The 20173-nt window shown below is 72.7% G+C and carries 18 protein-coding genes; 14 read left to right on the forward strand and 4 right to left on the reverse strand.

Annotation, left to right across the window (positions count from 1 at the left end; genetic code table 11):
• Positions 1-64 precede the first annotated feature (64 nt).
• The 3 genes from ACIA8O_RS11220 (at position 65) to ACIA8O_RS11230 (ending at position 3111) form a co-directional block, all read left to right on the forward strand.
• A complete protein-coding gene (locus ACIA8O_RS11220; protein WP_396293397.1) occupies positions 65-700 on the forward strand; it encodes an isochorismatase family protein in 636 nt (211 codons plus the stop codon).
• A gap of 67 nt (positions 701-767) precedes the next feature.
• The gene (locus ACIA8O_RS11225; RefSeq protein ID WP_396293398.1) at positions 768-2684 is read left to right on the forward strand and encodes an anthranilate synthase family protein; all 1917 of its coding nucleotides are present in this window, start codon (positions 768-770) and stop codon (positions 2682-2684) included.
• Positions 2685-2778: 94 nt separating this feature from the next.
• On the forward strand, positions 2779-3111 hold the full coding sequence (locus ACIA8O_RS11230) for a hypothetical protein (RefSeq protein ID WP_396293399.1): 333 nt from the start codon (positions 2779-2781) through the stop codon (positions 3109-3111).
• A 71-nt stretch (positions 3112-3182) separates the two neighbouring features.
• On the opposite strand, the gene ACIA8O_RS11235 is transcribed toward ACIA8O_RS11230, so the two are convergent.
• Both ACIA8O_RS11235 and ACIA8O_RS11240 read right to left on the reverse strand, forming a co-directional pair.
• On the reverse strand, positions 3183-4388 hold the full coding sequence (locus ACIA8O_RS11235; protein WP_396293400.1) for an acyltransferase family protein: 1206 nt from the start codon (positions 4386-4388) through the stop codon (positions 3183-3185).
• Between the two features lie 473 nt (positions 4389-4861).
• Positions 4862-5551: a ScbR family autoregulator-binding transcription factor gene (locus ACIA8O_RS11240; RefSeq protein ID WP_396293401.1), complete on the reverse strand. Its 690-nt coding sequence runs from the start codon at positions 5549-5551 to the stop codon at positions 4862-4864.
• 363 nt (positions 5552-5914) lie between these two features.
• On the opposite strand from ACIA8O_RS11240, the gene ACIA8O_RS11245 reads away from it, so the two are divergent.
• Positions 5915-6874, forward strand: a complete 960-nt coding sequence (locus ACIA8O_RS11245; RefSeq protein ID WP_396293402.1) for a ScbA/BarX family gamma-butyrolactone biosynthesis protein — start codon at positions 5915-5917, stop codon at positions 6872-6874.
• Complete coding sequence (locus ACIA8O_RS11250; RefSeq protein WP_396293403.1) at positions 6871-7848, forward strand: NAD-dependent epimerase/dehydratase family protein; 978 nt, start codon at positions 6871-6873, stop codon at positions 7846-7848. Before ACIA8O_RS11245 ends, ACIA8O_RS11250 begins: the two co-directional genes overlap by 4 nt.
• On the opposite strand, the gene ACIA8O_RS11255 is transcribed toward ACIA8O_RS11250, so the two are convergent.
• Positions 7785-8609 (reverse strand): ScbR family autoregulator-binding transcription factor, encoded by an 825-nt coding sequence (locus ACIA8O_RS11255; protein WP_396293405.1) that lies wholly within the window; start codon positions 8607-8609, stop codon positions 7785-7787. The genes ACIA8O_RS11250 and ACIA8O_RS11255 overlap by 64 nt on opposite strands.
• Before the next feature lie 290 nt (positions 8610-8899).
• Between ACIA8O_RS11255 and ACIA8O_RS11260 the strand changes: the two genes are divergently transcribed.
• Entirely contained in the window at positions 8900-10114 is a 1215-nt protein-coding gene (locus ACIA8O_RS11260) for an IS701 family transposase (protein ID WP_396293406.1), read from the forward strand.
• A gap of 137 nt (positions 10115-10251) precedes the next feature.
• Here ACIA8O_RS11260 and ACIA8O_RS11265 read toward each other — a convergent pair whose 3' ends face one another.
• Complete coding sequence (locus tag ACIA8O_RS11265; RefSeq protein ID WP_396293407.1) at positions 10252-11127, reverse strand: shikimate dehydrogenase; 876 nt, start codon at positions 11125-11127, stop codon at positions 10252-10254.
• Positions 11128-11467: 340 nt separating this feature from the next.
• Between ACIA8O_RS11265 and ACIA8O_RS11270 the strand changes: the two genes are divergently transcribed.
• The 8 genes from ACIA8O_RS11270 to aroC all read left to right on the forward strand — a co-directional run bounded on the left by ACIA8O_RS11270 (position 11468) and on the right by aroC (position 20103).
• Positions 11468-12934: a multicopper oxidase family protein gene (locus ACIA8O_RS11270; RefSeq protein WP_396293408.1), complete on the forward strand. Its 1467-nt coding sequence runs from the start codon at positions 11468-11470 to the stop codon at positions 12932-12934.
• A 167-nt stretch (positions 12935-13101) separates the two neighbouring features.
• Positions 13102-13719 (forward strand): NAD(P)H:quinone oxidoreductase, encoded by a 618-nt coding sequence (wrbA, locus tag ACIA8O_RS11275; RefSeq protein WP_396293409.1) that lies wholly within the window; start codon positions 13102-13104, stop codon positions 13717-13719.
• 171 nt (positions 13720-13890) lie between these two features.
• Complete coding sequence (locus ACIA8O_RS11280) at positions 13891-14376, forward strand: AtaL-like protein (RefSeq protein WP_396293410.1); 486 nt, start codon at positions 13891-13893, stop codon at positions 14374-14376.
• 35 nt (positions 14377-14411) lie between these two features.
• Positions 14412-15173: a glucose 1-dehydrogenase gene (locus ACIA8O_RS11285; RefSeq protein WP_396293411.1), complete on the forward strand. Its 762-nt coding sequence runs from the start codon at positions 14412-14414 to the stop codon at positions 15171-15173.
• A complete protein-coding gene (locus ACIA8O_RS11290; RefSeq protein WP_396293412.1) occupies positions 15173-16354 on the forward strand; it encodes a transaldolase family protein in 1182 nt (393 codons plus the stop codon). Before ACIA8O_RS11285 ends, ACIA8O_RS11290 begins: the two co-directional genes overlap by 1 nt.
• Positions 16351-17625 carry a 3-phosphoshikimate 1-carboxyvinyltransferase gene (aroA, locus tag ACIA8O_RS11295; protein WP_396293413.1) on the forward strand — a complete coding sequence of 425 codons (1275 nt, stop codon included), beginning with the start codon at positions 16351-16353 and terminating at the stop codon, positions 17623-17625. The genes ACIA8O_RS11290 and aroA overlap by 4 nt, the downstream gene beginning before the upstream one ends.
• Positions 17626-17686: 61 nt before the next feature.
• Positions 17687-18916 (forward strand): 3-hydroxybenzoate 6-monooxygenase, encoded by a 1230-nt coding sequence (locus ACIA8O_RS11300; RefSeq protein ID WP_396293414.1) that lies wholly within the window; start codon positions 17687-17689, stop codon positions 18914-18916.
• A gap of 2 nt (positions 18917-18918) precedes the next feature.
• Positions 18919-20103, forward strand: coding sequence for a chorismate synthase (aroC, locus tag ACIA8O_RS11305; protein WP_396293601.1), 1185 nt, complete (start codon positions 18919-18921; stop codon positions 20101-20103).
• Positions 20104-20173: the final 70 nt, after the last annotated feature.

Raw genomic sequence — 20173 nt, forward strand, 5'->3', positions numbered from 1 at the left:
CGGAGCCGCTCCCGCAGCAGCGCCACCAGCCGCACCGCCCAGCAGAGTTGAGAGGAAAACTGTCATGGGGATCCCGACCATCAGCCCGTACCCGATGCCCCAGCAGGGCGACCTGCCGGAGAACACCGTCCAGTGGACGGTGGACCCGGCCCGCGCGGTGCTGCTGATCCACGACATGCAGAAGTACTTCCTCAAGCCCTTCCAGGCCGGCGAGTCCCCGGTGACCCAGCTGGTGGCCAACGCCACCCTGCTGCGCGACCGCGCCGCCGAGCTCGGCATCCCGGTCGCGTACACCGCCCAGCCCGGCGGCATGACGCCCGAACAGCGCGGCCTGCTCAAGGACTTCTGGGGCCCGGGGATGACCATCGACGCCGAGCACAAGCAGGTGGTCGAGCCGATCGCGCCGGCCGAGGGCGACCTGGTGCTGACCAAGTGGCGCTACAGCGCCTTCCACCGCACCCAGTTGCTGGAGTTCCTGCGCGAGCAGGGCCGGGACCAGCTGGTGATCTGCGGGGTCTACGCCCACATCGGCGTGCTGGCCACCACCCTCGACGCCTACACCCACGACATCCAGCCCTTCCTGGTCGGCGACGCGATCGCCGACTTCACCCTCGAGTACCACCAGCTGGCGCTCAAGTACGCGGCCGAGCGCTGCGCGATGGCGGTCACCACCAAGGCCGTGCTCGCCGACCTGGACTGAGACGACCGCGGGACGACCCCCGGACAAGCGGAGCGCGACCCGGCAACAGACAACGGAGGAGAGCAAGATGACGGACAGTCAGGCTGGTCACGAGCTGCTGGAGCGGATCATCTCCGGGCGGCAGTCCGGATACGCGCTGCTGCACCGGCCGGAGGCCGGCGGGCCGGGGCGGATCGACCTGCTCGGCGGCGAGGTGTCCGAGGTCGCCCGGCTGGCCGACATCCCGCTGGCCGAGGGGGAGCCGGCCGCCACCGGCCGGGCCGAGCACGAGGTGCTGGCCCTGGTGCCGTACCGGCAGATCGCCGAGCGCGGCTTCGCCGCGGCCGACGACGGGGCGCCGCTGCTGGCGCTCGCCGTGCAGGAGCAGGCCTCTCTCCCGGTCGACCAGGTGATCGCTCAACTGCCGGACCAGTCGATCGAGTTGGCCGACGGCGCGTTCGACGTGGACGACGAGGAGTACGCCGGTGTGGTCCGGCAGATCCTGGCCGAGGAGATCGGCAACGGCGAGGGCGCCAACTTCGTGATCCGCCGGGCCTTCGTCGCCGACATCACCGACTACACCCCGGCGGCCGGCCTCACCTTCTTCCGCCGCCTGCTGGAGCGCGAGCGCGGCGCCTACTGGACCTTCGTGATCGCCACCGGCGACCGCACCTTCGTCGGTGCCACGCCCGAGCGGCACATCAGCCTGGCCGGCGGCGTCGCGGTGATGAACCCGATCAGCGGCACCTACCGCTACCCCGAGGGCGGGCCCGAACTCACCGGCGTGCTCTCCTTCCTGGCCGACCCCAAGGAGGCCAACGAGCTCTACATGGTGGTCGACGAAGAGCTCAAGATGATGGCCCGGATCACCGAGTCGGGCGGCCGGGTGACCGGCCCGCACCTGATGGAGATGGCCCGGCTGGCGCACACCGAGTACTTCATCGACGGCGCGACCTCGCGGGACCCGCGGGAGATCCTGCGCGAGACGCTGTTCGCCCCCACCGTCACCGGCAGCCCGCTGGAGAGCGCGGCCAAGGTGATCAAGCGCTACGAGCCGCAGGGCCGCGGCTACTACAGCGGCCTGGTCGCGCTGATCGGCCGGGACGCCGAGGGCGGCCGCACCCTGGACTCCTCGATCCTGATCCGCACCGCCGAGATCTCCTCCGCCGGGCGCCTGAGCATCGGCGTCGGCGCCACCCTGGTCCGCGACTCCAAGCCGGAGTCCGAGGTGGCCGAGACCGCCGCCAAGGCGGCCGGCCTGCTGGCCGCGTTCGCCACCCGGGCCGCCGACGCCCCGGCCCCGGTCGAGCCGGTGCGCTTCGCCCGGCACCCGGACGTGCTGGCCGCGCTGGCCCAGCGCAACCTCGCGCTGGCGCCGTTCTGGCTGGAGGACACCGAGGAGCGCAAGCGCCCCGTCCCCGCGCTGGCCGGCCGCAAGGTCCTGGTGGTGGACGCCGAGGACACCTTCACCGCCATGTGGGACCACCAACTCCGGTCCCTGGGGCTGGAGGTGACGCTGCGCCGGTTCGACGAGGAGTACTCGCTGGACGAGGGCTGGGACCTGGTGCTGCTCGGCCCCGGCCCGGGCGACCCGCAGGAGGTCGGCCACCCGAAGATCGCCCACCTGCACGGCGCCACCCGCGCGCTGCTGGCCGCCGGCACGCCCTTCCTCTCGGTCTGCCTGAGCCACCAGGTGCTCTGCGCGGTGCTCGGCCTCGACCTGGTCCGCCGCGACATGCCCAACCAGGGCGTGGCCAAGAAGATCGACCTGTTCGGCCGGACCGAGCTGGTCGGCTTCTACAACACCTTCGCCGGGCACTCCGAGCAGGAGGTGCTGCGCCTGCCGCTCGGCGAGGTCGAGGTGAGCCGCGACCCGGCCAACGGCCAGGTGCACGCGCTGCGCGGCCCCGGCTTCCGCTCCATGCAGTTCCACCCGGAGTCGGTGCTCAGCCAGGACGGCCTGCACATCATCACCGACACCCTGGTCTCGCTGCTCTCCTCCTGACCACCTGCCCGCACCACCTCCCCCGACCCGTGCGGGGCGGCCTCCCTCCCCCCGGGGCCGCCCCGCACGGGCCCTTCGACCTGGAGCCGTACCCATGCGAGTCGTGATCGTCTGGTGGGACCTCGCCGAGTCCGCCACGGGCATCGACGAACTGCGTGACTTCCTCCGTGACGAGGCGGTCGACCGGTTCACCGGCCACCCCGGCCTGGTCCGCAAGAGCTGGATCTCCGACCGGGAGAACAACCGCTGGGGCGCGGTCTTCCTCTGGGAGTCGGCCGAGGCCGCCGCCCGTCCGATCCCGGCCCGGGCCGCGGAGCTGATCGGCTACCCGCCCACCCACCGCACGGCCTTCGACGTGGAGGCCACCGTCGAGGGCGACAGCCACCGGCTGGGCACGCTGGCCGGACTCGGCCTGGCCTTCGCCTGAGCCTTCGTCCGGGGCCGGGGCCTTTGCCCGAGGCCGGCCCGAGTCCGGGCCTTCGCCCGACTCCCCCGGCGTCAGCCGGCCTTGACCTCGCTCGGCGCCTTCCGCTGGGCCGGGATGGCCGGGGCCCGGAGCCCGGACCGGGGCCCGCGCCCGGCCAGCAGGCGGAACAGCGGCCGCTCCACCCACCGGTTCAGCACCCAGGCCGCGCCGAGGCTCGCGGCGAAGGTCAGCAGCAGCATGCCGGTGGCCGGCAGCGGCGCATAGGTGCGGTGGTCGACCAGCCCGCGCAGCAGGATCAGCACCGGGACGTGCACCAGGTAGAAGGAGAAGGAGAGTTCGCCGAGCCACACCATCGGGCGGGAGGCCAGCCAGCTCCGCCGGCCGGCCAGCTCGTCGCCGGCCACCGAGTGCAGCAGCAGCACCAGGGGGATGACGGTGGCGGCCGTCAGCCCGTACAGGAACGGCACGGACATGGCGACGGCGTACCCGCCGAGCGTCAGCGCGAACGCGGTGAGCGGCCGGAGGGTGATCCCCCGCTGCCCGGTCTGCAGGGCCCGGGCCAGCAGGATGCCGAGCACGAACTCCAGCGCCCGGACCGGCGGCAGCAGGTAGACGAACCAGTACTGCCAGACCGAGACCGGGAAGCCGTTGGGCATGGCCGGTCCGTCCGGCAGCACGGCCAGCGCGAGGGCGGGCAGGCAGACCACGGCCGCGGCCAGCGCGGCCACCCAGGTCCACAGCCGGGCCGGGTCGATCCGCCGGACCCAGCGGTGCAGCAGCGGGAAGCAGGCGTAGAAGAAGAGTTCACAACTGAGTGACCAGCTGGGGATGTTGACGCTGAAGAAGGTGGTGAACCGGGGGATCCAGACCTGCACCAGCAGGAGGTTGGGCACCAGTTCGCGCCAGCCGGTGGTGGCCCAGGCGAAGACGAGCAGCGCCGCCGCGGCGGTCACCAGGTGGGACGGGTAGAGCCGGGCCGCGCGCCGCCGCCAGAACTGACGGGCCGTCATCCCCGGCCGTGCGCCCCAGGTGAGCACGAATCCGCTGAGCACGAAGAAGTACGACACGCCGACCCAGCCGGCCTTGTCGAGCACCCACTGCAGGAGTCCGGCGGTGCCGTCCCGGTACGGGCTGAACGAGAGCCGGGCGAGCGAGACGTGGAACAGGAAGACCGCGAGCGCCGCCAGGAACCGCGTCCCGGTCAGCGCGTGCAGCCTTAATGGACGGGTGCCTCCGCGTCGTCCGATGCCGCACAGTCTGTTTGCGTCGATGGACATGAGCCGTCCTTGAAGGGTCGTGGCATGGACGCACGCGGACGGACCGCCCGCGTGACGGGACCCGACGAGGGGGAGCCGGTCGGGCTTCGGTGCACTGTGCTGCGCTCTGTGCCTACGTACGATCGCCCGCGGGTGCGGGCATGGCGGAGCTGAGCAGAACGGCGCACTGCCGCCCGGGATGTGGGCACCGGGTCGGACGGACAGCGGGCTCGACAGGAATTAGACCGTCAGTTCCCAGGCCGCGCAACGGCTTTGGAAAACGACTCTTCGGTCGACTTTGACATGGTCAGGCCAGTTCGCCGCCGTAGGGTGACGACTGAACTGGGGCGATGGAGTCGCGGCGGGAGCGCGGGGCCGAACCCTTGGAGTTCCCTGCCAATTTGGGTCGCGGACGAGCCGCCGCGGTCGGGGCGGGCCGTCGGGAGGCGACCACCGGGAGTGATCGCCAGGACTGTGTCAGTTCTCCGACGCGGTCAGTTCTCCGACGCGCGGGCCCGGCCCGGGGCGGTCGACTTGGTGAACTCGGCGACCAGGCCCGCCAGATGGGTGGTGACCTTGGGCGAGCCGGCCGGGTTCAGCAGCGGCAGCCGGTCGGCCGGGACCAGGCCGGGCAGCAGCAGGCGCCACCAGAGGGCGACCCGCTCCAGCAGGTCCGAACGCCCGGTCAGCACCTGGGAGGTGAGCTGGATGCCGGTGAACGAACCGGTGATGGTCTCGGCCGTCCGGGACGAGTCGATGCCGGGCAGCAGGTCCCCGGTCTCCCTGGCCCGGTCGAGCATGTCCCGGGTGAGGTCGATGGTGGCGCGCCAGGCCTCGATGTGGGGCTTGTCGAACGCCCCGTGCTCGATCACCAGCCGTACGGCGGCCCGGATCACCGGGTCGTGCAGCAGGGCGACCGCGTAGGCGGTCGTCATGTCGATGATCGGCTGGAATCCGGGCGCGGTGAGGTCCAGCGTCTCCAGCCACGGCGACTGCGCGGAGATCACCGCCAGCGCCAGCTCCTCCTTGGAGGAGAAGTGGAAGTACACGGCGCCCTTGGTCAGCCCCGCCACCTTGAGGATCTCCGCGACGGTCGCGGCTGCGTAGCCGCGCTCCGCGAACACCTTCGCCGCGGCCAGGATGATCTCCTGCCGCGTCTGTACCGCCCGTGCCTGCTGGGCCATCGCTCTCCTGCCTGAGTGCCACCCCCGCTACAAACCGACCGGATGGTACTCTACCCTCGCTGTTGCCGACGGTGTGTCAATGGGCAGGTCAGTGGGGCTGGGGAGAGTCCCGTGGCTGGGTGGCACGTTGTCGAATTTGGGATGTCGAGACTTCGTCCTCGGCCCATCGGCGCTGGTCCGATGGCGTGGAGGGAGCTCCCCTCCGCCGATCGAGACTGGCCGGGGAGGGTGCGCAATCGCTCAAGCGTAGCCGGGCTGCCACAGCTGAGAGAGACGGCCTCAGCGGTTCTTGGTCACCTGGCGCTCGACCCATGTCCGGCTGCCGCCCGGCAGTTGGGCCAACCTTGTCTGGGGGAGACTGAAATGGGGTCAGCACTTTCCAACGCCGGCTGCGTGGCCACTCTGGCCGATGCGCTGGGCCTTGATCTCCACGAGCAGACCGTGCCCCGCAAGTACGTGCACCGGGCCTCCGTGTCCGAGGTGCTGCTCACCGGCTGGCGGGAGATAGGCGAGGACACCTTCCTCCTGGGCTCGCAGTGGCCCAGGTCGCACAGCTTCTACCGGGCCGTCGCGGGACGGCACGACCCGCTGATGATGGCGGAGACCATCCGTCAGGCGGGCATGCTGCTGTCCCACGCGGGCTACGGCGTGCCGACGGACTACCCGTTCCTGCTCTGGAACGTCTCGTACCAGCTCGACGCGGCCGGCCTGGCGGTCGGCGACACCCCGGCGGACCTCACCCTCCGGGCGACCTGCCGGGACCTCAAGTTCCGCCGCGGCGTGCTCTCCAGCCTGCGCTGCGACGCCGAGGTGTACCGCGACGGCAGGCGGATGGGGCGGGGCAGCATGCGGCTGGACTGCATGCCGCCGGAGACGTACGCCCGGATCCGGCAGCAGGCGCCGCAGTCGGCGGAGCCGGCCGGCCCGGGGCTGCGGCACGAGCACGGCGTCGCCGCGGACTCGGTGCTGATCCCGACCGAGCACCCGTACTGCTGGCGGGTGGAGGCCGACCCGAGCCACCCGGTGCTGTTCGACCACCCGGTCGACCACGTGCCCGGCATGGTCCTGGGGGAGGCGATGCGCCAGGCGGTGGGCCGACTGGCCGGCCGCGAGGAGATGGTGCTCTCCGGGCTCGACATCTCCTTCGTCCGCTACGCCGAATTCCACCTCCCGGTCCTGCTCAGGGTCTTCCCCGGGCCGGAGCGGGACGGCGAGCGGATCGTCCGGGCCGTGGTCGAGCAGGGCGGCGAGACGGTGGCCTACGGGGTGCTGCGGCTCTCCGAGGGCGTCGTCGCCGCGCAGCCGGCCGCCGCCGTCCGGTGAGCCGCCGGCTCCCGGACGGCGGGCGGGTCCTGCTCACCGGTGGCTCCGGTTTCATCGGCGGCGCGGTGCTCCGGCAGCTGGAGAGCGGCCGGGACGCCCCGCCGCTCAGGGTGCTGGTCAACCGGCGAGCGCCGGTGACCGGTCGCGGAGCGGCCGAGCTGGTCCCCGCTGACCTGGCCGACCCGGCCTCGCTGCGCGGCGTCTGCTCGGGCGTGCACACCGTGCTGCACCTCGCCTCGCAGATCGGCGGGTCGCCCGGGCGACTCCGTCAGGTCAACCGGGATGGCACCGCCGCGCTGCTCGCCGAGGCGGCCGCGGCCGGGGTCCGCCGGGTGGTGTACCTGAGTACCACTGCGGTCTACCGGGACGGCGTGCACCGGGATCTGACGGAGTATCAGCCCGATCTCCGGCCGGGGTCGGAGACCAGCCGGAGCAGGCTGGCGGCCGAACGGCTGGTGCTCGCGGCCGGCGGGACGGTGCTCCGGCCGCACCTGGTCTACGGGGCCGGCGACCGCTGGGTGGTCCCGGCGCTGGCCGAGCTGCTGCGCCGGCTGCCGCACTGGATCGACGGCGGCCGGGCCCGGATGTCCGTGATCGCGGTGGAGGACCTGGCCCGGCCGATCGCGGCGCTGGCCCGCACCGACTGGGGCCCGGTCCCGGGCGGGCGGGTCCTGCACGCGGCCGACCCGGAGCCGGTGCGGATCGGGGAGTTCGCGACCGCGCTCTGCGAAGGGCTCGGACTGCCTTTGCCGGAAGGGGAGTTGACTCTGGAACAGGCCCGTCGCCGACTGGGCGCGGACTGGGACCGGCGGCTCTCCCTGCTGGCGGTGGACCACTGGTACCGGAGCTCACGGCTCTGGCGGCTCACCGGCTGCGAGCCCGGCCCCGGGCCCTCGGCCCGGCTGGCCGGTCACCTCTCCTGGTACAGGGAACTGCTGGGCGGAGCGGCGGGGCCGAGCTCGGTGGCGGCCTGACCCCCGGGCGCCCGGCCCCCGGACGCCCGGAGCCGGGGCCGTCCGTCCGGCCCGTCCGGTGCCCCGGCCCGGCCGTGCTCGGTGTCCCCGGTGGTCGACCCGACCGCCGGGGCGCCGTGCTGCCGGGGGAGGGGCAGTCCGGGGCCGGCCGGGGTGGTGCGCAGCTCCGGCAGCCGCTCGGACGGGACCAGGGCGGGCAGCACGGCCTGCCAGAGCCGGGCTATCACCCGCGGGGTCAGCCAGCCCCGGTCCCGCCGGGCCAGTACCTCGACCCCGGCGGTGGCCGCCGCCAGCAGGGCGGTGATCTCCTCGATGCGGACCTCGGGCCGCAGGCCCCGGCCCACCCCGGACCGGGACAGCAGGCGCTCGATCAGCCGGGACCAGGTCGGGTGGGGGTCGGGCCGCAGCTCCTCGTCCAGCGCGCCGTCGTCGGTGAGCCGCAGGCCGGCCCGGAACACCACGTCACGCTCCAGCCGTTCGGCCAGTCCGTGGCTCAGGTCGATCAGGTACTGCAACGGGCACCCGGAGGAGGTCCGGGCGGCCCGGATGGCCTCGCGCAGGCCGGTCCGGGACTCGGCCATGACGGCCTCGGCCAGCTGCTCCTTGGAGCCGAAGTGGAAGTACAGTGCGCCCTTGGAGATCCCGGTCGGCCGGGTGACGTCGTTCAGCCCGGTCATGGCGAAGCCGGTCCGGTCGAACGAGGTCGCCGCGGCCACGATCAGCTGCCGACGGGTGCGTTCGGCCCGTTCCTGACGGGGCATCCGCTACTCCCTTGCGCTGAGCCGGCACGTCGCCGTGGGGCATGTTCGTCGACCGTTCATGTCCATTGACCGCATAATAACAAACCGCTTGTGCGGTATCCAGTATAGTGGAGGGAGCCCGGCCCGCCTGGGGTCGGCGCGAGGAGTTGCGAAAAGCGAGCTGACAGAGTAGTAGAAACCAACCAGTCGGTTCTGTAGGGTGTCCATCACCAGCATCTCGCTGTCTGGCTGCGCGGCGCCGCCCGGTGCCCCACCCCCAGACGGCGACCACGGAGGAGGGGACGGGGGCTGTGGAAGGTGTTAGCGAGAAGAACGTTCCTGAGCACATCTGGGGTGACGTGGCGGACGACTTCGTCACGGAGTTCTCCCGCCGGATGCTGGCTTCGCTGAAGCGTCGCGACCAGCGTGCCCGCGGTGAGTGGTACATCTCGGGCCTGCTCTCGGTCCAGGGCCGCAAGTCGATGCGGGCCCTGGCCGCGGTGGCCGGCTACGGAGCCGCCGAGCAGAGCCTGCACCACTTCATCAGCGACTCCTCCTGGCGGTGGGGGCCGGTCCGCCAGGCACTGGCCAAGCACCTGGACCGGGTGCTGCTGCCGCAGGCCTGGGTGCTCAACTCGATGGCCATCCCGAAGGCGGGGGAGCACTCGGTCGGGGTCGAGGAGTCCTTCCGGACCGAGCTCGGGCGGGTCGTCAACAGCCAGCAGGCGTACGGGGTCTGGCTCGCCAGCGAGGACATGAGCGCACCGGTCAACTGGGGCCTGGTGCTGCCCGCCGACTGGCTGGCCAACGAGGAGCGGCGCAAGCGCGCCAAGATCCCGGACGAGGTCTCGGCCACCACCCCGGAGCTCTGCGCGGTCAACAGCGTGGTCGAACTGGCCGGTCCCGACTGGGGGTTGCGCCGCCGCCCGGCGGTGCTGGACGCCCGCGAGCTGGACGCCGCCACCCTGGTCGAGGAGTTCTGCCGGCGCGGGGTGCCGTTCGTGATGCGGGTGAGCGGGTCGACCCGGCTGGTCGGCTTCGACGGCAGTCTGCCCGGCCGTGGCGAACGGGTCTTCCAGGCCCAGCAGTTGATCGAGTGGGCGAAGCGCTTCTCCCGGCCGGTGGGCTGGGTGGACCCGGACTACTCGATCACCCGCTCCATCCTGGTCAGCGGGACCAGGGTCACCATGCCGACCGTCCGGCGCCCCGGCATGATGGTGCCGCCGGAGCGCGCGCTGGCCCTGGTCGGCGGCTGGTCGGGCTCCAAGGGTAAGCCGGCCGAGCTCTGGCTCTCCAACCTGGTGGACGTGCCGCCGGTCGCCCTGCTCCGGCTGGGCCGGCTCACCCGGCGGGTCGCCAAGGACTTCGCCGAGGTCTCCGGCCGGGTCGGGATGCGGGACTTCGAGGGCCGCTCCTACGCCGGCTGGCACCGGCACGCCACCCTCTGCTCGGTGGCGCACGCGATCTCGGTGCTCTCCACCGCGCGGCGCCAGGGCTTCGACAAGTCGCAGGAGCTGTCGGCCTGATGACGCTCCGGGGGCGGGAGACGGTGACGGCCGGGGCGGCCGGTGCACGGATGTGCACCGGCGGCGCCCCGGCCGGCGGGCCGTCCCGGCGCCCGTGGAGCGACGGGCCGTCCCGGTGTGCACGGGGCGGAGCCCGCTCAGTCGGCGCGGCGGAGCAGTTCCTCCTGGGCGGCGCGGCGCAGCGCCGCGATCGGCACGTCGCCCCGGCCGGTGAGCAACTCCAGCTGGCGGGCGGCCTGGTGGACCGCGAACGAGACGCCGTCCACGACCGTGGAGCCCGCGAAGCCGGCCGCCTTGACCAGCCGGGTCGGCCAGGCCGAGGTGACCACGTCGAAGACGGCGGCCCGGGAGTGCATCACGGCGGCGGCGAAGGTGTCGGCCGCCCCGGCGGGCAGGGTGGAGACCACCAGGCCGGCGCCGGGCAGCAGGGACTCCAGGTTGCCGAAGGTGTGGACGTCCACCGCGATGCCCAGTCGGCCGGCGGCGGCGGTGGCCTCGGCCGCACGGCTGCGGTCGCGGACCACCACCGAGGGCTCCAGCACACCGAGTTCACGCAGGGCGGCGAGCGCGGAGCAGGCCGTGGCGCCGCCGCCGAGGACCACCGCCGAGCCGGGTGAGGTGACCCCGGCCTCGCGCAGCGCGGTCAGCATGCCGTAGACGTCGGTGGTCTCCCCGTGGCTGCGCCCGCGGCGGAACACCACGGTGTTCACCCCGCCGACGTCCAGCCCGAGGTCGGAGACCTCGTCGATCAACGGCAGCACCGCCCGCTTCAGCGGCATGCCGAGTGCGAAGCCGGCCCAGCCGCTCTCCAATCCGGCCAGTACGCCCGGGAGTTCGGTCTCGTCGCACTCGATGTTCTGGTACGACCAGTCCAGACCCATGGCGGTCAGCCCGGCTCGGTGCAGCGCCGCGGTGATGGACTGGCCCACGGGCGAGCCGAGCACCGCGGTTCGTCGGGCGGCCTGGCGGGGCGGCGTGCTGCTCTCCAGCACGGGGGGCTGTTCGATGCGCATCGTCGTGCTCCTTTCGCCAGGGGGAACGGCCTACCGGACGGGCAGGTTCCACTCACTGTCCCGGTTCCCGCCCAGCTTAGGTAGCCGTACGGCGGAACGGGCGGGCCGATGCACACAGAGTCACGTTCGAGGACGACCTGACGGCTTTTGGCCGCCACTCCGTCACGCACCGTTGATTGTCATGCCCATCATGCTATTTGCCTGTCAAACGATAGCTGACATGGTCTCGAACCTGCGTTTGATAGGTCGTGCAAAGAATCCGCAGGCTTCCCGTGAAGACGGTCGAACGATCGTCCGAGCGTAGTCGACGCGCCGTCGACGCAACGGGAACGGGGAACCGATGCTGTCACGTAGGAACGCCCTGAAGGCCGGCGTGCTCACCACGGGGGTGGTCGGAGCGGCCGGGCTGGCCAGTCCGGTGCTCGGGTCGGGGGCCGCCTCGGCCGCCGAGCCGGTGGCCGGGGCGATCGGGGCGCCCGCGGTGATCCCGCAGTTCGCGGTCCCGCTCACGGTGCCGCCGGTGCTGTCGCCGCTGCTCTCCAGCGGGACCACCGACTACTACCTGGTCACCATGAAGAAGGTGCTGAAGGAGGTCGTGCCCGGGAAGCAGACCGAGTTCTACACCTACAACGGCCTGGTGCCCGGCCCGACCATCAAGGCGAGACGGGGCAAGCGGGTGGTGATCCGTCAGACCAACCAGCTGGACATGCCGGTCTCGGTCCACCTGCACGGCGCCGAGGTCCCGGTGGACAGCGACGGCGCGCCGATGAACACCATCGCGCCCGGCGCCAGCAAGGTGTACACCTACCCGAACAACCAGCGGGCCTCGACCCTCTGGTTCCACGACCACGCGCACCACCACGAGTCCGAGAACGTCTACCGCGGCCTCTCCTCGGTCTACGTGATCAACGACGACGCCGAGCAGGCGCTCGGCCTGCCCGGCGGCGCCTACGACGTGCCGCTGGTGATCCGGGACGGCCGGTACGACGAGAACGGCCAACTCGTCTACGTCATGGACGACTTCCTCAACCGGACCACCATCACGGTCAACGGTTCGCCGTGGCCCTACTACCAGGTGGCGGCCCGCAAGTACCGTTTCCGGATCCTCAACTCGACCAACGTCCGCTTCCTCCTGCTCAGCCTGTCCAACGGCGGCACCGTCACCCAGATCGGAACGGACGGCGGCCTGCTGGAGAGGCCGAACGAGACCCCGGTGCTGGCGCTCTCGCCCGGCGAGCGGGCCGACGTCGTGATCGACTTCTCCCGCTACCCGGTCGGCACCCAGCTGGTGCTGCAGAACGCCCTCGGCCCGGGGCCGGCCGACCAGGTCGGGAAGATCATGCGCTTCGACGTGGTGCGGACCGCCGCCGACAACTCCACCGTGCCGGCCCGGCTGAGCACCCTGCCCGCCCCGCAGACCGCCACCGTCAACCGGAGCTTCGAGCTGCGGATGGACGAGGACGGCCGGCTCGACCCGCAGGCGTACATCAACGGACAGACCTACGACCCGGCCCGGGTCGACGTCCGGATCCCCTGGGGCTCGACCGAGGTCTGGAGCGTCACCAACAGCAACACCCGCGCCCCGCACAACTTCCACCTGCACCTGGTGCAGTTCCGCGTCCTGGAGCGCAACGGCCAGGCCCCGGGCCCGGCCGAGGCCGGCCTCAAGGACACCGTCCAGGTGCTGGCGGGGGAGACGGTCAAGCTGCTGGTCACCTTCAACAGCTACCGCGGCGTCTACCCCTACCACTGCCACATGTTCGACCACGGTGCGATGGGCATGATGGGGCAGATGGAGATCTACTGAGCCCGCCGGAACTGACGGACTGAGCCGTCGTCAGTTCCAGGTCACCACGAGGTGATGGAGTCGGCCGGCCACGATTGCCGGTCCGTGCGCCCGCGCGGGAGAGTCGTGCGCGACGGGGGGCGGCCCGGCCGCCCGCACGACGATCCTCCGGGAATGGAGCAGCGACCGTGACCAACGTCGCCATCATCTACTACTCGTCCACCGGTCACGTCCACAAGCTGGCCGAGGAGGCCGCCTCGGCCGCCGTCAAGGCGGGGGCCGAGGTCCGGCTGCGCAAGGTCGCCGAGCTGGCCCCGGCCGCCGTGGTGGCCGCCAAGCAGGAGTGGGCCGACCACCACGAGGCCACCAGGGACGTGCCCGAGGCGGCCCTGGCCGACCTGGAGTGGGCCGACGTGATCCTGTTCGGCACCCCGACCCGCTTCGGCCTGCCGGCCGCCCAGCTCAAGCAGTTCATCGACACCGCCGGTGGCCTGTGGTTCCAGGGCAAGCTGGTGAACAAGGTGGTCTCCTCCTTCACCTCCACCTCCACCCTGCACGGTGGCCAGGAGAGCACCCTGCTCGCGCTGAACAACACCTTCTACCACTGGGGCGCCATCATCGTGCCGCCCGGCTACGCCCACGAGGTGCAGTTCGCGCCGACCAACGGCAACCCGTACGGCACCAGCCACGTCTCGAACAACCAGGTCGGCACCCCCGGCGCGGACAACCTGGCGGCGATCGGCCACCAGACCCGCCGCGCGGTGGAGATCGCCACCGCCCTCAAGGCCGGCCTCGCGGCGGCCTGACACCCCGTCACCACCGGCAGCGCAGCGGATCGGGAATTCCCCCGATCCGCTGCGCTGCCCGCTTTTCGGGCAGCTGACGAAGTCAGTGCACCCTCATTGCCGCAGTCCAGGGCCCTGCCGCAGAGTTCAGATAAGGAGAACGGTTCGAATTACCCGGCGAAGGGGCAGCGGATGTCGACGGTGACGATCTCCTGGACGGTACCGGTCAATTCCGGGACGGAGTCCGGGCCTGCACGGATGGACGCGCACGGGCTGTGGAACCAGTTGATGGCCAAGGCCGAGAATCCCGTTCCCTACGTTCCGGCCATCACCGAGTGCACCGTACTCGACCGCTTTCCCGGTGGATTCCACCGGAGCATCGTCCGGGACGGCCGCACCGTGTTCCAACGCATCGAGATCGAGCCCGGTGACGAGATCGTCTACCGGCAGCCCGGCGACCCTGAGATCCAGGCGATCAGCAACCGGATCGACCGCACCGAGGACGGCTCGCTGGCACTGACCATCTCGGTGGACCTGGCCCCCGAGGGGATCGAACGCGCCGTCCGGGAGAGCAGGTTCCTGGAGGCCGCGGACGCCTACTTCACCGACGCGCTGCGCGCCGCGATCGACGAGATCCGGGCCACCGTCGGCACCGTCGAGCTGACCAACGCCGCCTGACCGGCCGGTACTTGCACATCCACAGGAGGAACCTGATGACCGCACGATTCGACGGCAAGGTCGCCCTGGTCACCGGTGGCGGTTCCGGCATCGGCCGTGCCACCGCGCTGGCCTTCGCCCGGGAGGGCGCCACCGTGATGGTGGCCGGCCGCGAGCCGAGCGAGCTGCGGGAGACCGTGGCCCTGATCGAGGAGGCGGGCGGCAAGGCCGACTGCATCCGCGCCGACGTCACGCACGGCATGGACGTCATCAAGCTGGTGCAGTCCACCGTGGAGCGCCACGGCGGCCTGCACATCGCCTTCAACAACGCCGGTGTGATGGGCCGTCCGAGCCCGCTCGCCGAGGTCTGCGAGGCGGTCTGGGGCGACATCCTGTCCACCAACCTGACCGGCGCCTGGCTGCTGATGAAGCACGAGATCGCCCACATGCGCGAGCACGGCGGCGGCGTCATCGTGAACACCGCGGCCAACATCGGCATCCACGGCCGGATCCCCGGCTTCGGCGCCTTCGCCGCCTCCAAGGCCGCGCTCTCCACCCTGACCCGGACCGCCGCCCGCGAGTACATCAAGGAGGGCATCCGGATCAACGCGATCAGCCCCGGCACGGTCGACACCGACCAGGGCCGCCGCTACAACGAGACCGAGGAGCAGCGGGACGAGCGGGTCCGCAACGGCGTCCCGATCGGCCGGGTCGCCCGGACCGAGGAGATCGCCGACACCGTGCTCTGGCTCTCCGGCGACGAGTCCAGCTTCGTGGTCGGCCACGACCTGGTGCTGGACGGCGGGGCCACCGCCTGATGAAGGGCATCCTGCGGCGGCTCTCCGAGGAGGGCGTCTCGCTCTGGTTGGACGGCCTCGGCCGGGACCGGCTGGCCGACGGCGGCCTGGCCGCCCTGGCCGGGGACCGGTCCGTGGTCGGGGCGGTCGCCACGCCCGGGGCCGGCCCGGCGTACCACCAGCAGCTGGCCGAGCTGGCCGCCCGGGGTGCCTCCGCGGCGGTCGCGCTGCGCGAACTGACGGTGCGTGACCTGCGCCAGGCCTGTGACCTGATGGACCCGGTCCACCGGTGCACGGCCGGCCTGGACGGCCTGGTCTCGGCCGCCGTCGACCCGGCCTTCGCCCGCGGCACGCTCGCCGCGCTGGCCGAGGCCAGGACCCTGCACCAGGCGGTGGACCGCCCCAACCTGCTGGTCGAGCTGCCGGCCACGACCGAGGCGCTGCCCGCCGTCACCCGCTGTCTGGCCGAGGGGATCGGCGTGCACGTCTCGCTGGTGCTCTCGCCCGAGCGGTACGGCCAGGTGCTGGAGGCCTTCGTGACCGGCCTGGAGTTGGCCGCGCGGCAGGGCCGGGACGTCTCCCGGATCAACTCGGTGGCGGCCGTGCCGGTCGGCCTGCTGGACACGGTGGTGGACCACGCCCTGGAGGCGGTCGGCACCGAGGAGGCCAAGGCCTTCCGGGGCCAGGCCGGCCCCGCGCTGGCCCGGCTCGCCTACCGGCGCTACGAGCGGGAGTTCGGCTCGGAGCGCTGGACGGCGCTGGCCGCGCTCGGTGCCCGGCCGCAGCGGCTGCTCTGGTCCCGCACCGAGGTGCGGGACGCCACCGGGCAGCGGGGGACCAGGTACGTGGACGAGCTGGTCGCGCCCAACTCGGTGACCGCGGTCACCGAGGCGACCCTCGCCGCGGTCCGGGACCACGGCCGGCCGGCCCCGGCCCAGCGGTTCGCCGCCGGGTACGCGGACGCCGAGCGGGTGCTGGGCTACCTGGAGTGGTTCGGCCTGGACGTCGCCGAGCTGCTCACCGAGCTGGAGCGGGAGGCCCTGGCCGGGCTGCGCCGGACCCGGACCGAACTCCTGGAGTCGGTACTGGCACGGCTCACCGAGGCCAGGGCCGCCCAGGCCCCGGCCTCCGCCGACGGCACCCCGCCCGGCCCGGCGCCGGACCCCGCCGTCGGCCACCCGGCCGCGGAGGCCCGCCGATGACTCCGCCCACCCTGACCGCCGCCGCCCCGGCGCGGTCCGCCACCGCGCGGACCGCCCGGGTGCCCGGCTCCAAGAGCATCACCAACCGGGCGCTGCTGCTGGCGGCGGTGGCCACCGGCACCAGCCGGCTGACCGCCCCCTCGGAGAGCGCCGACACGCTCGCCTTCCGGGCCGCGCTGACCGGGCTCGGGGCCGGGGTGGAGCAGGACGGCGCCGACTGGCTGGTGCACGGCCTCGGCCGGGCCCCGTCCGGACCGGCCCTGCTCCGGTGCGCCGACGCGGGCACCGCGGCCCGGTTCCTGCCGGTGCTGGCCGCGGCCGGGCACGGCGAGTTCCGCTTCGAGGGCTCGGCCCAGCTGACGGCCCGTCCGCTGCGGCCGCTGGTCTCGGCGCTGACCGCGCTCGGCGCCCGGGTCGAACCGGGGCCGGGCGGCGGGCTGCCGCTGCGGATCGAGGCCTCCGGGCTGAGCGGCGGCGAACTGCGGCTGGACTCGGCGATCAGCAGCCAGTACCTGACCGGGCTGCTGCTCTCCGCCCCGCTGATGCGGGCGCCGCTGACCGTCTCGGTGCCGAGGCTGGTCAGCCGCCCCTACGTGGAGATGACGATGGCGCTGATGCGCCGCTTCGGGGCCGTGGTGAGCGCGGGCCCCGAGTGCACCGTCCGTGCCGGGACCGGGGGTTACACCGCCACCGCGCTGCGGATCGAGCCGGACGCCACCGCGGCCGCCTACCTGTTCGCGGCCGCCGCGGCGACCGGCGGCTCGGTCACCGTCGAGGGCCTGGGCTTCGACAGCCCGCAGGGCGACCTGTGGTTCGTCGAGGTGCTGGCCCGGGCCGGGGCCGAGGTCTCGGTCACCGAGCGGGCCACCACGGTGACCGGCACCGGCCGGCTCACCGGAGGCTTCGAGGTCGACCTGCGCGACCTCTCCGACACCTTCCCGGCGCTGGCCGTGATCGCCCCGCTGGCCGACGGCCCGGTGACCGTCACCGGGATCGGCCACGCCCGGCTCAAGGACTCCGACCGGATCGCCGTCGTCGCGGAGAACCTCCGCGCGGGCGGCGTCCGGGTCGAGGAGGGCGCCGACTGGATCACCGTCCACCCCGGCACCTTCCGCCCCACCACCGTCGCCACCCACCGGGACCACCGGATCGCGATGGCCTTCGCGGTGCTCGCCCTGCGGGCACCCGGCACCACCCTGGACCACCCGTCCTGCGTTGACCGCACCTTCCCCGGCTTCCACCGGGAGCTCCACCGGCTGTTCGGCGCTTAGACCACGGCTCCTACGGCTGACGGACCACCAACTCGACCACTCCGAAAGGCAGAACAGCCAGATGGCGAAGATCCTGATAGCCGGCGGCGGCATCGGCGGTCTGGCGACCGCGCTGAGCGTCTCCCGCCAGGGCCACCAGGTGGTGGTGCTGGAGAGCCGTGACACCTTCACCGAGCTCGGCGCCGGCATCCAGCTCGGCCCGAACGCCTTCCACGCGCTGGACGTGCTGGGCGTCGGCGACGAGGTCCGCTCCCGCGCCGTCCACATCGACGAGCTGCGCTTCATGGACGGCACCACCTCCGAGCTGGTCGCCACCATGCCGCTGACCGGCGAGTACCGGGAGCGCTTCGGCAACCCGTACGCGGTGGTGCACCGGATCGACATCTACGCCCCGCTGCTGGACGCGGCCCGCGCCTCCGACGCGATCGAACTGCGCACCAACGCGCAGCTGCTGAGCTACCGTCAGGACGCCGAGGGCGTCACCGCGGTGCTGGCCTCCGGCGAGGAGGTGCACGGCGAGGCGCTGATCGGCGCCGACGGCATCAACTCCTTCGTCCGCAAGCAGCTGGTCGGCGACGGCTTCCCGAAGGTCTCCGGGCACACCATCTACCGCTCCGTCATCCCGATGGAGAAGGTGCCCGAGGAGCTGCGCTGGAACACCGTCACCCTGTGGGCCGGCCCCAAGTGGCACTTCGTCCACTACCCGATCGGCGGCGGCAAGTACTTCAACCTGGCGGCCACCCGGGACGACAACGCCCAGGAGGCGGTGATCGGCGCCCCGGCCGAGAAGGACTTCGTGCTGAACGAGTTCCCCGACCTGGGCGAGATCCCGCGCCGGCTGCTGGAGCTCGGCGAGGACTGGAAGGCCTGGGTGCTCTGCGACCGCGACCCGGTCGAGAAGTGGACCGACGGCCGGGTGGTGCTGATCGGCGACGCCGCGCACCCGATGCTCCAGTACGCCGCCCAGGGCGCCTGCCAGGCGGTCGAGGACGCGGTGGTGCTCGGCCAGGTGATCGGCACCGAGGCGTGCGAGTTCCCGCAGCGCTTCGAGAAGTTCAACGGCGAGCGCCGCGAGCGCACCGCCGCCACCCAGCTGGTCGCCCGTGAGATGGGCAAGCAGCTGTACCACCCGATCGGCGAGGCCGCCAAGGCCCGCAACGCACTGCTCGCCTCGCTCACCCCGGAGCAGCTCCACGACAAGGTGCAGTGGCTGCACGGCACCCGGGTCGGTGACGGCACCGTCATCGAGCCGCCGGTGATCGGCCGTCAGGCCACCGGCGAGGGCCGGTGACCGTGGGCGGGCTGCGCTGGCTGACCGCGGGCGAGTCGCACGGTCCGGCCCTGCTGGCCACCCTGGAGGGCCTGCCCGCCGGGGTGCCGGTGACCACCCCGGCGGTGGCGGACGAGCTGGCCCGCCGCCGGCTCGGCCACGGCCGGGGCGCCCGGATGAAGTTCGAGCAGGACCAGGTCAGCCTGCTCGGCGGCGTCCGGCACGGCGAGTCCATCGGCAGCCCGGTGGCCGTCCTGGTCGGCAACACCGAGTGGCCCAAGTGGGACCAGGTGATGGCCGCCGACCCGGTCGACCCGGAGATCCTGGCCGGGCTGGCCAGGAACGAGCCGCTGACCCGGCCTCGGCCGGGCCACGCCGACCTGGCGGGCATGCAGAAGTACGGCTTCGACGAGGCCCGTCCGGTGCTGGAGCGGGCCTCGGCACGGGAGACCGCGGCCCGGGTCGCGCTCGGCGCGGTGGCCAAGTCCTTCCTGCGGGCGGCCGCCGGGATCGAGATCGTCTCGCACGTGGTCGGCCTCGGCCGGGCCACCGCGCCGTCCTGGCTGACCCCCAAGCCGGAGGACCAGCCGTACCTGGACGCCGATCCGGTGCGCTGCCTGGACCCGGAGAGCTCGGCCCGGATGGTGGACGAGATCGACCGGGCGCACAAGGACGGCGACACCCTGGGCGGCGTGGTCGAGGTGCTGGCGTACGGCCTGCCGGCCGGCCTCGGCTCGCACGTGCACTGGGACCGCCGGCTGGACGCGCGCCTGGCCGCCGCCCTGATGGGCATTCAGGCGATCAAGGGCGTCGAGGTCGGCGACGGCTTCGAGCTGGCCCGGCTGCCCGGCTCGCAGGCGCACGACGAGATCGTGCCCACCCCGGCCGGCATCCGCCGGGCCTCGGCCCGGGCCGGCGGGGTGGAGGGCGGCATCTCCACCGGCGAGACGCTGCGGGTGCGGGCGGCGATGAAGCCGATCGCCACCGTGCCGCACGCGCTGCGCACGGTGGACGTCCGCACCGGCGAGTTCACCCCGGCCCACCACCAGCGCTCGGACGTCTGCGCCGTCCCGGCGGCGGGCATCGTCGCCGAGGCGATGACGGCCCTGGTGCTCGCCGACACGGTGCTGGAGAAGTTCGGCGGCGACAGCGTCGCCGAGACGGCCCGCAACCTGGCCGGCTACCTGGACGCACTGGCCATCCGCTGAGTCACGGCCCCGGCCCGGAGATCCTCTCCGGGCCGGGGCCGTACGGCAGTTGACGAAGTATCGGGGCACG

It is taken from the genome of Kitasatospora sp. NPDC051853 (assembly GCF_044452665.1).
Lineage (GTDB): Bacteria > Actinomycetota > Actinomycetes > Streptomycetales > Streptomycetaceae > Kitasatospora.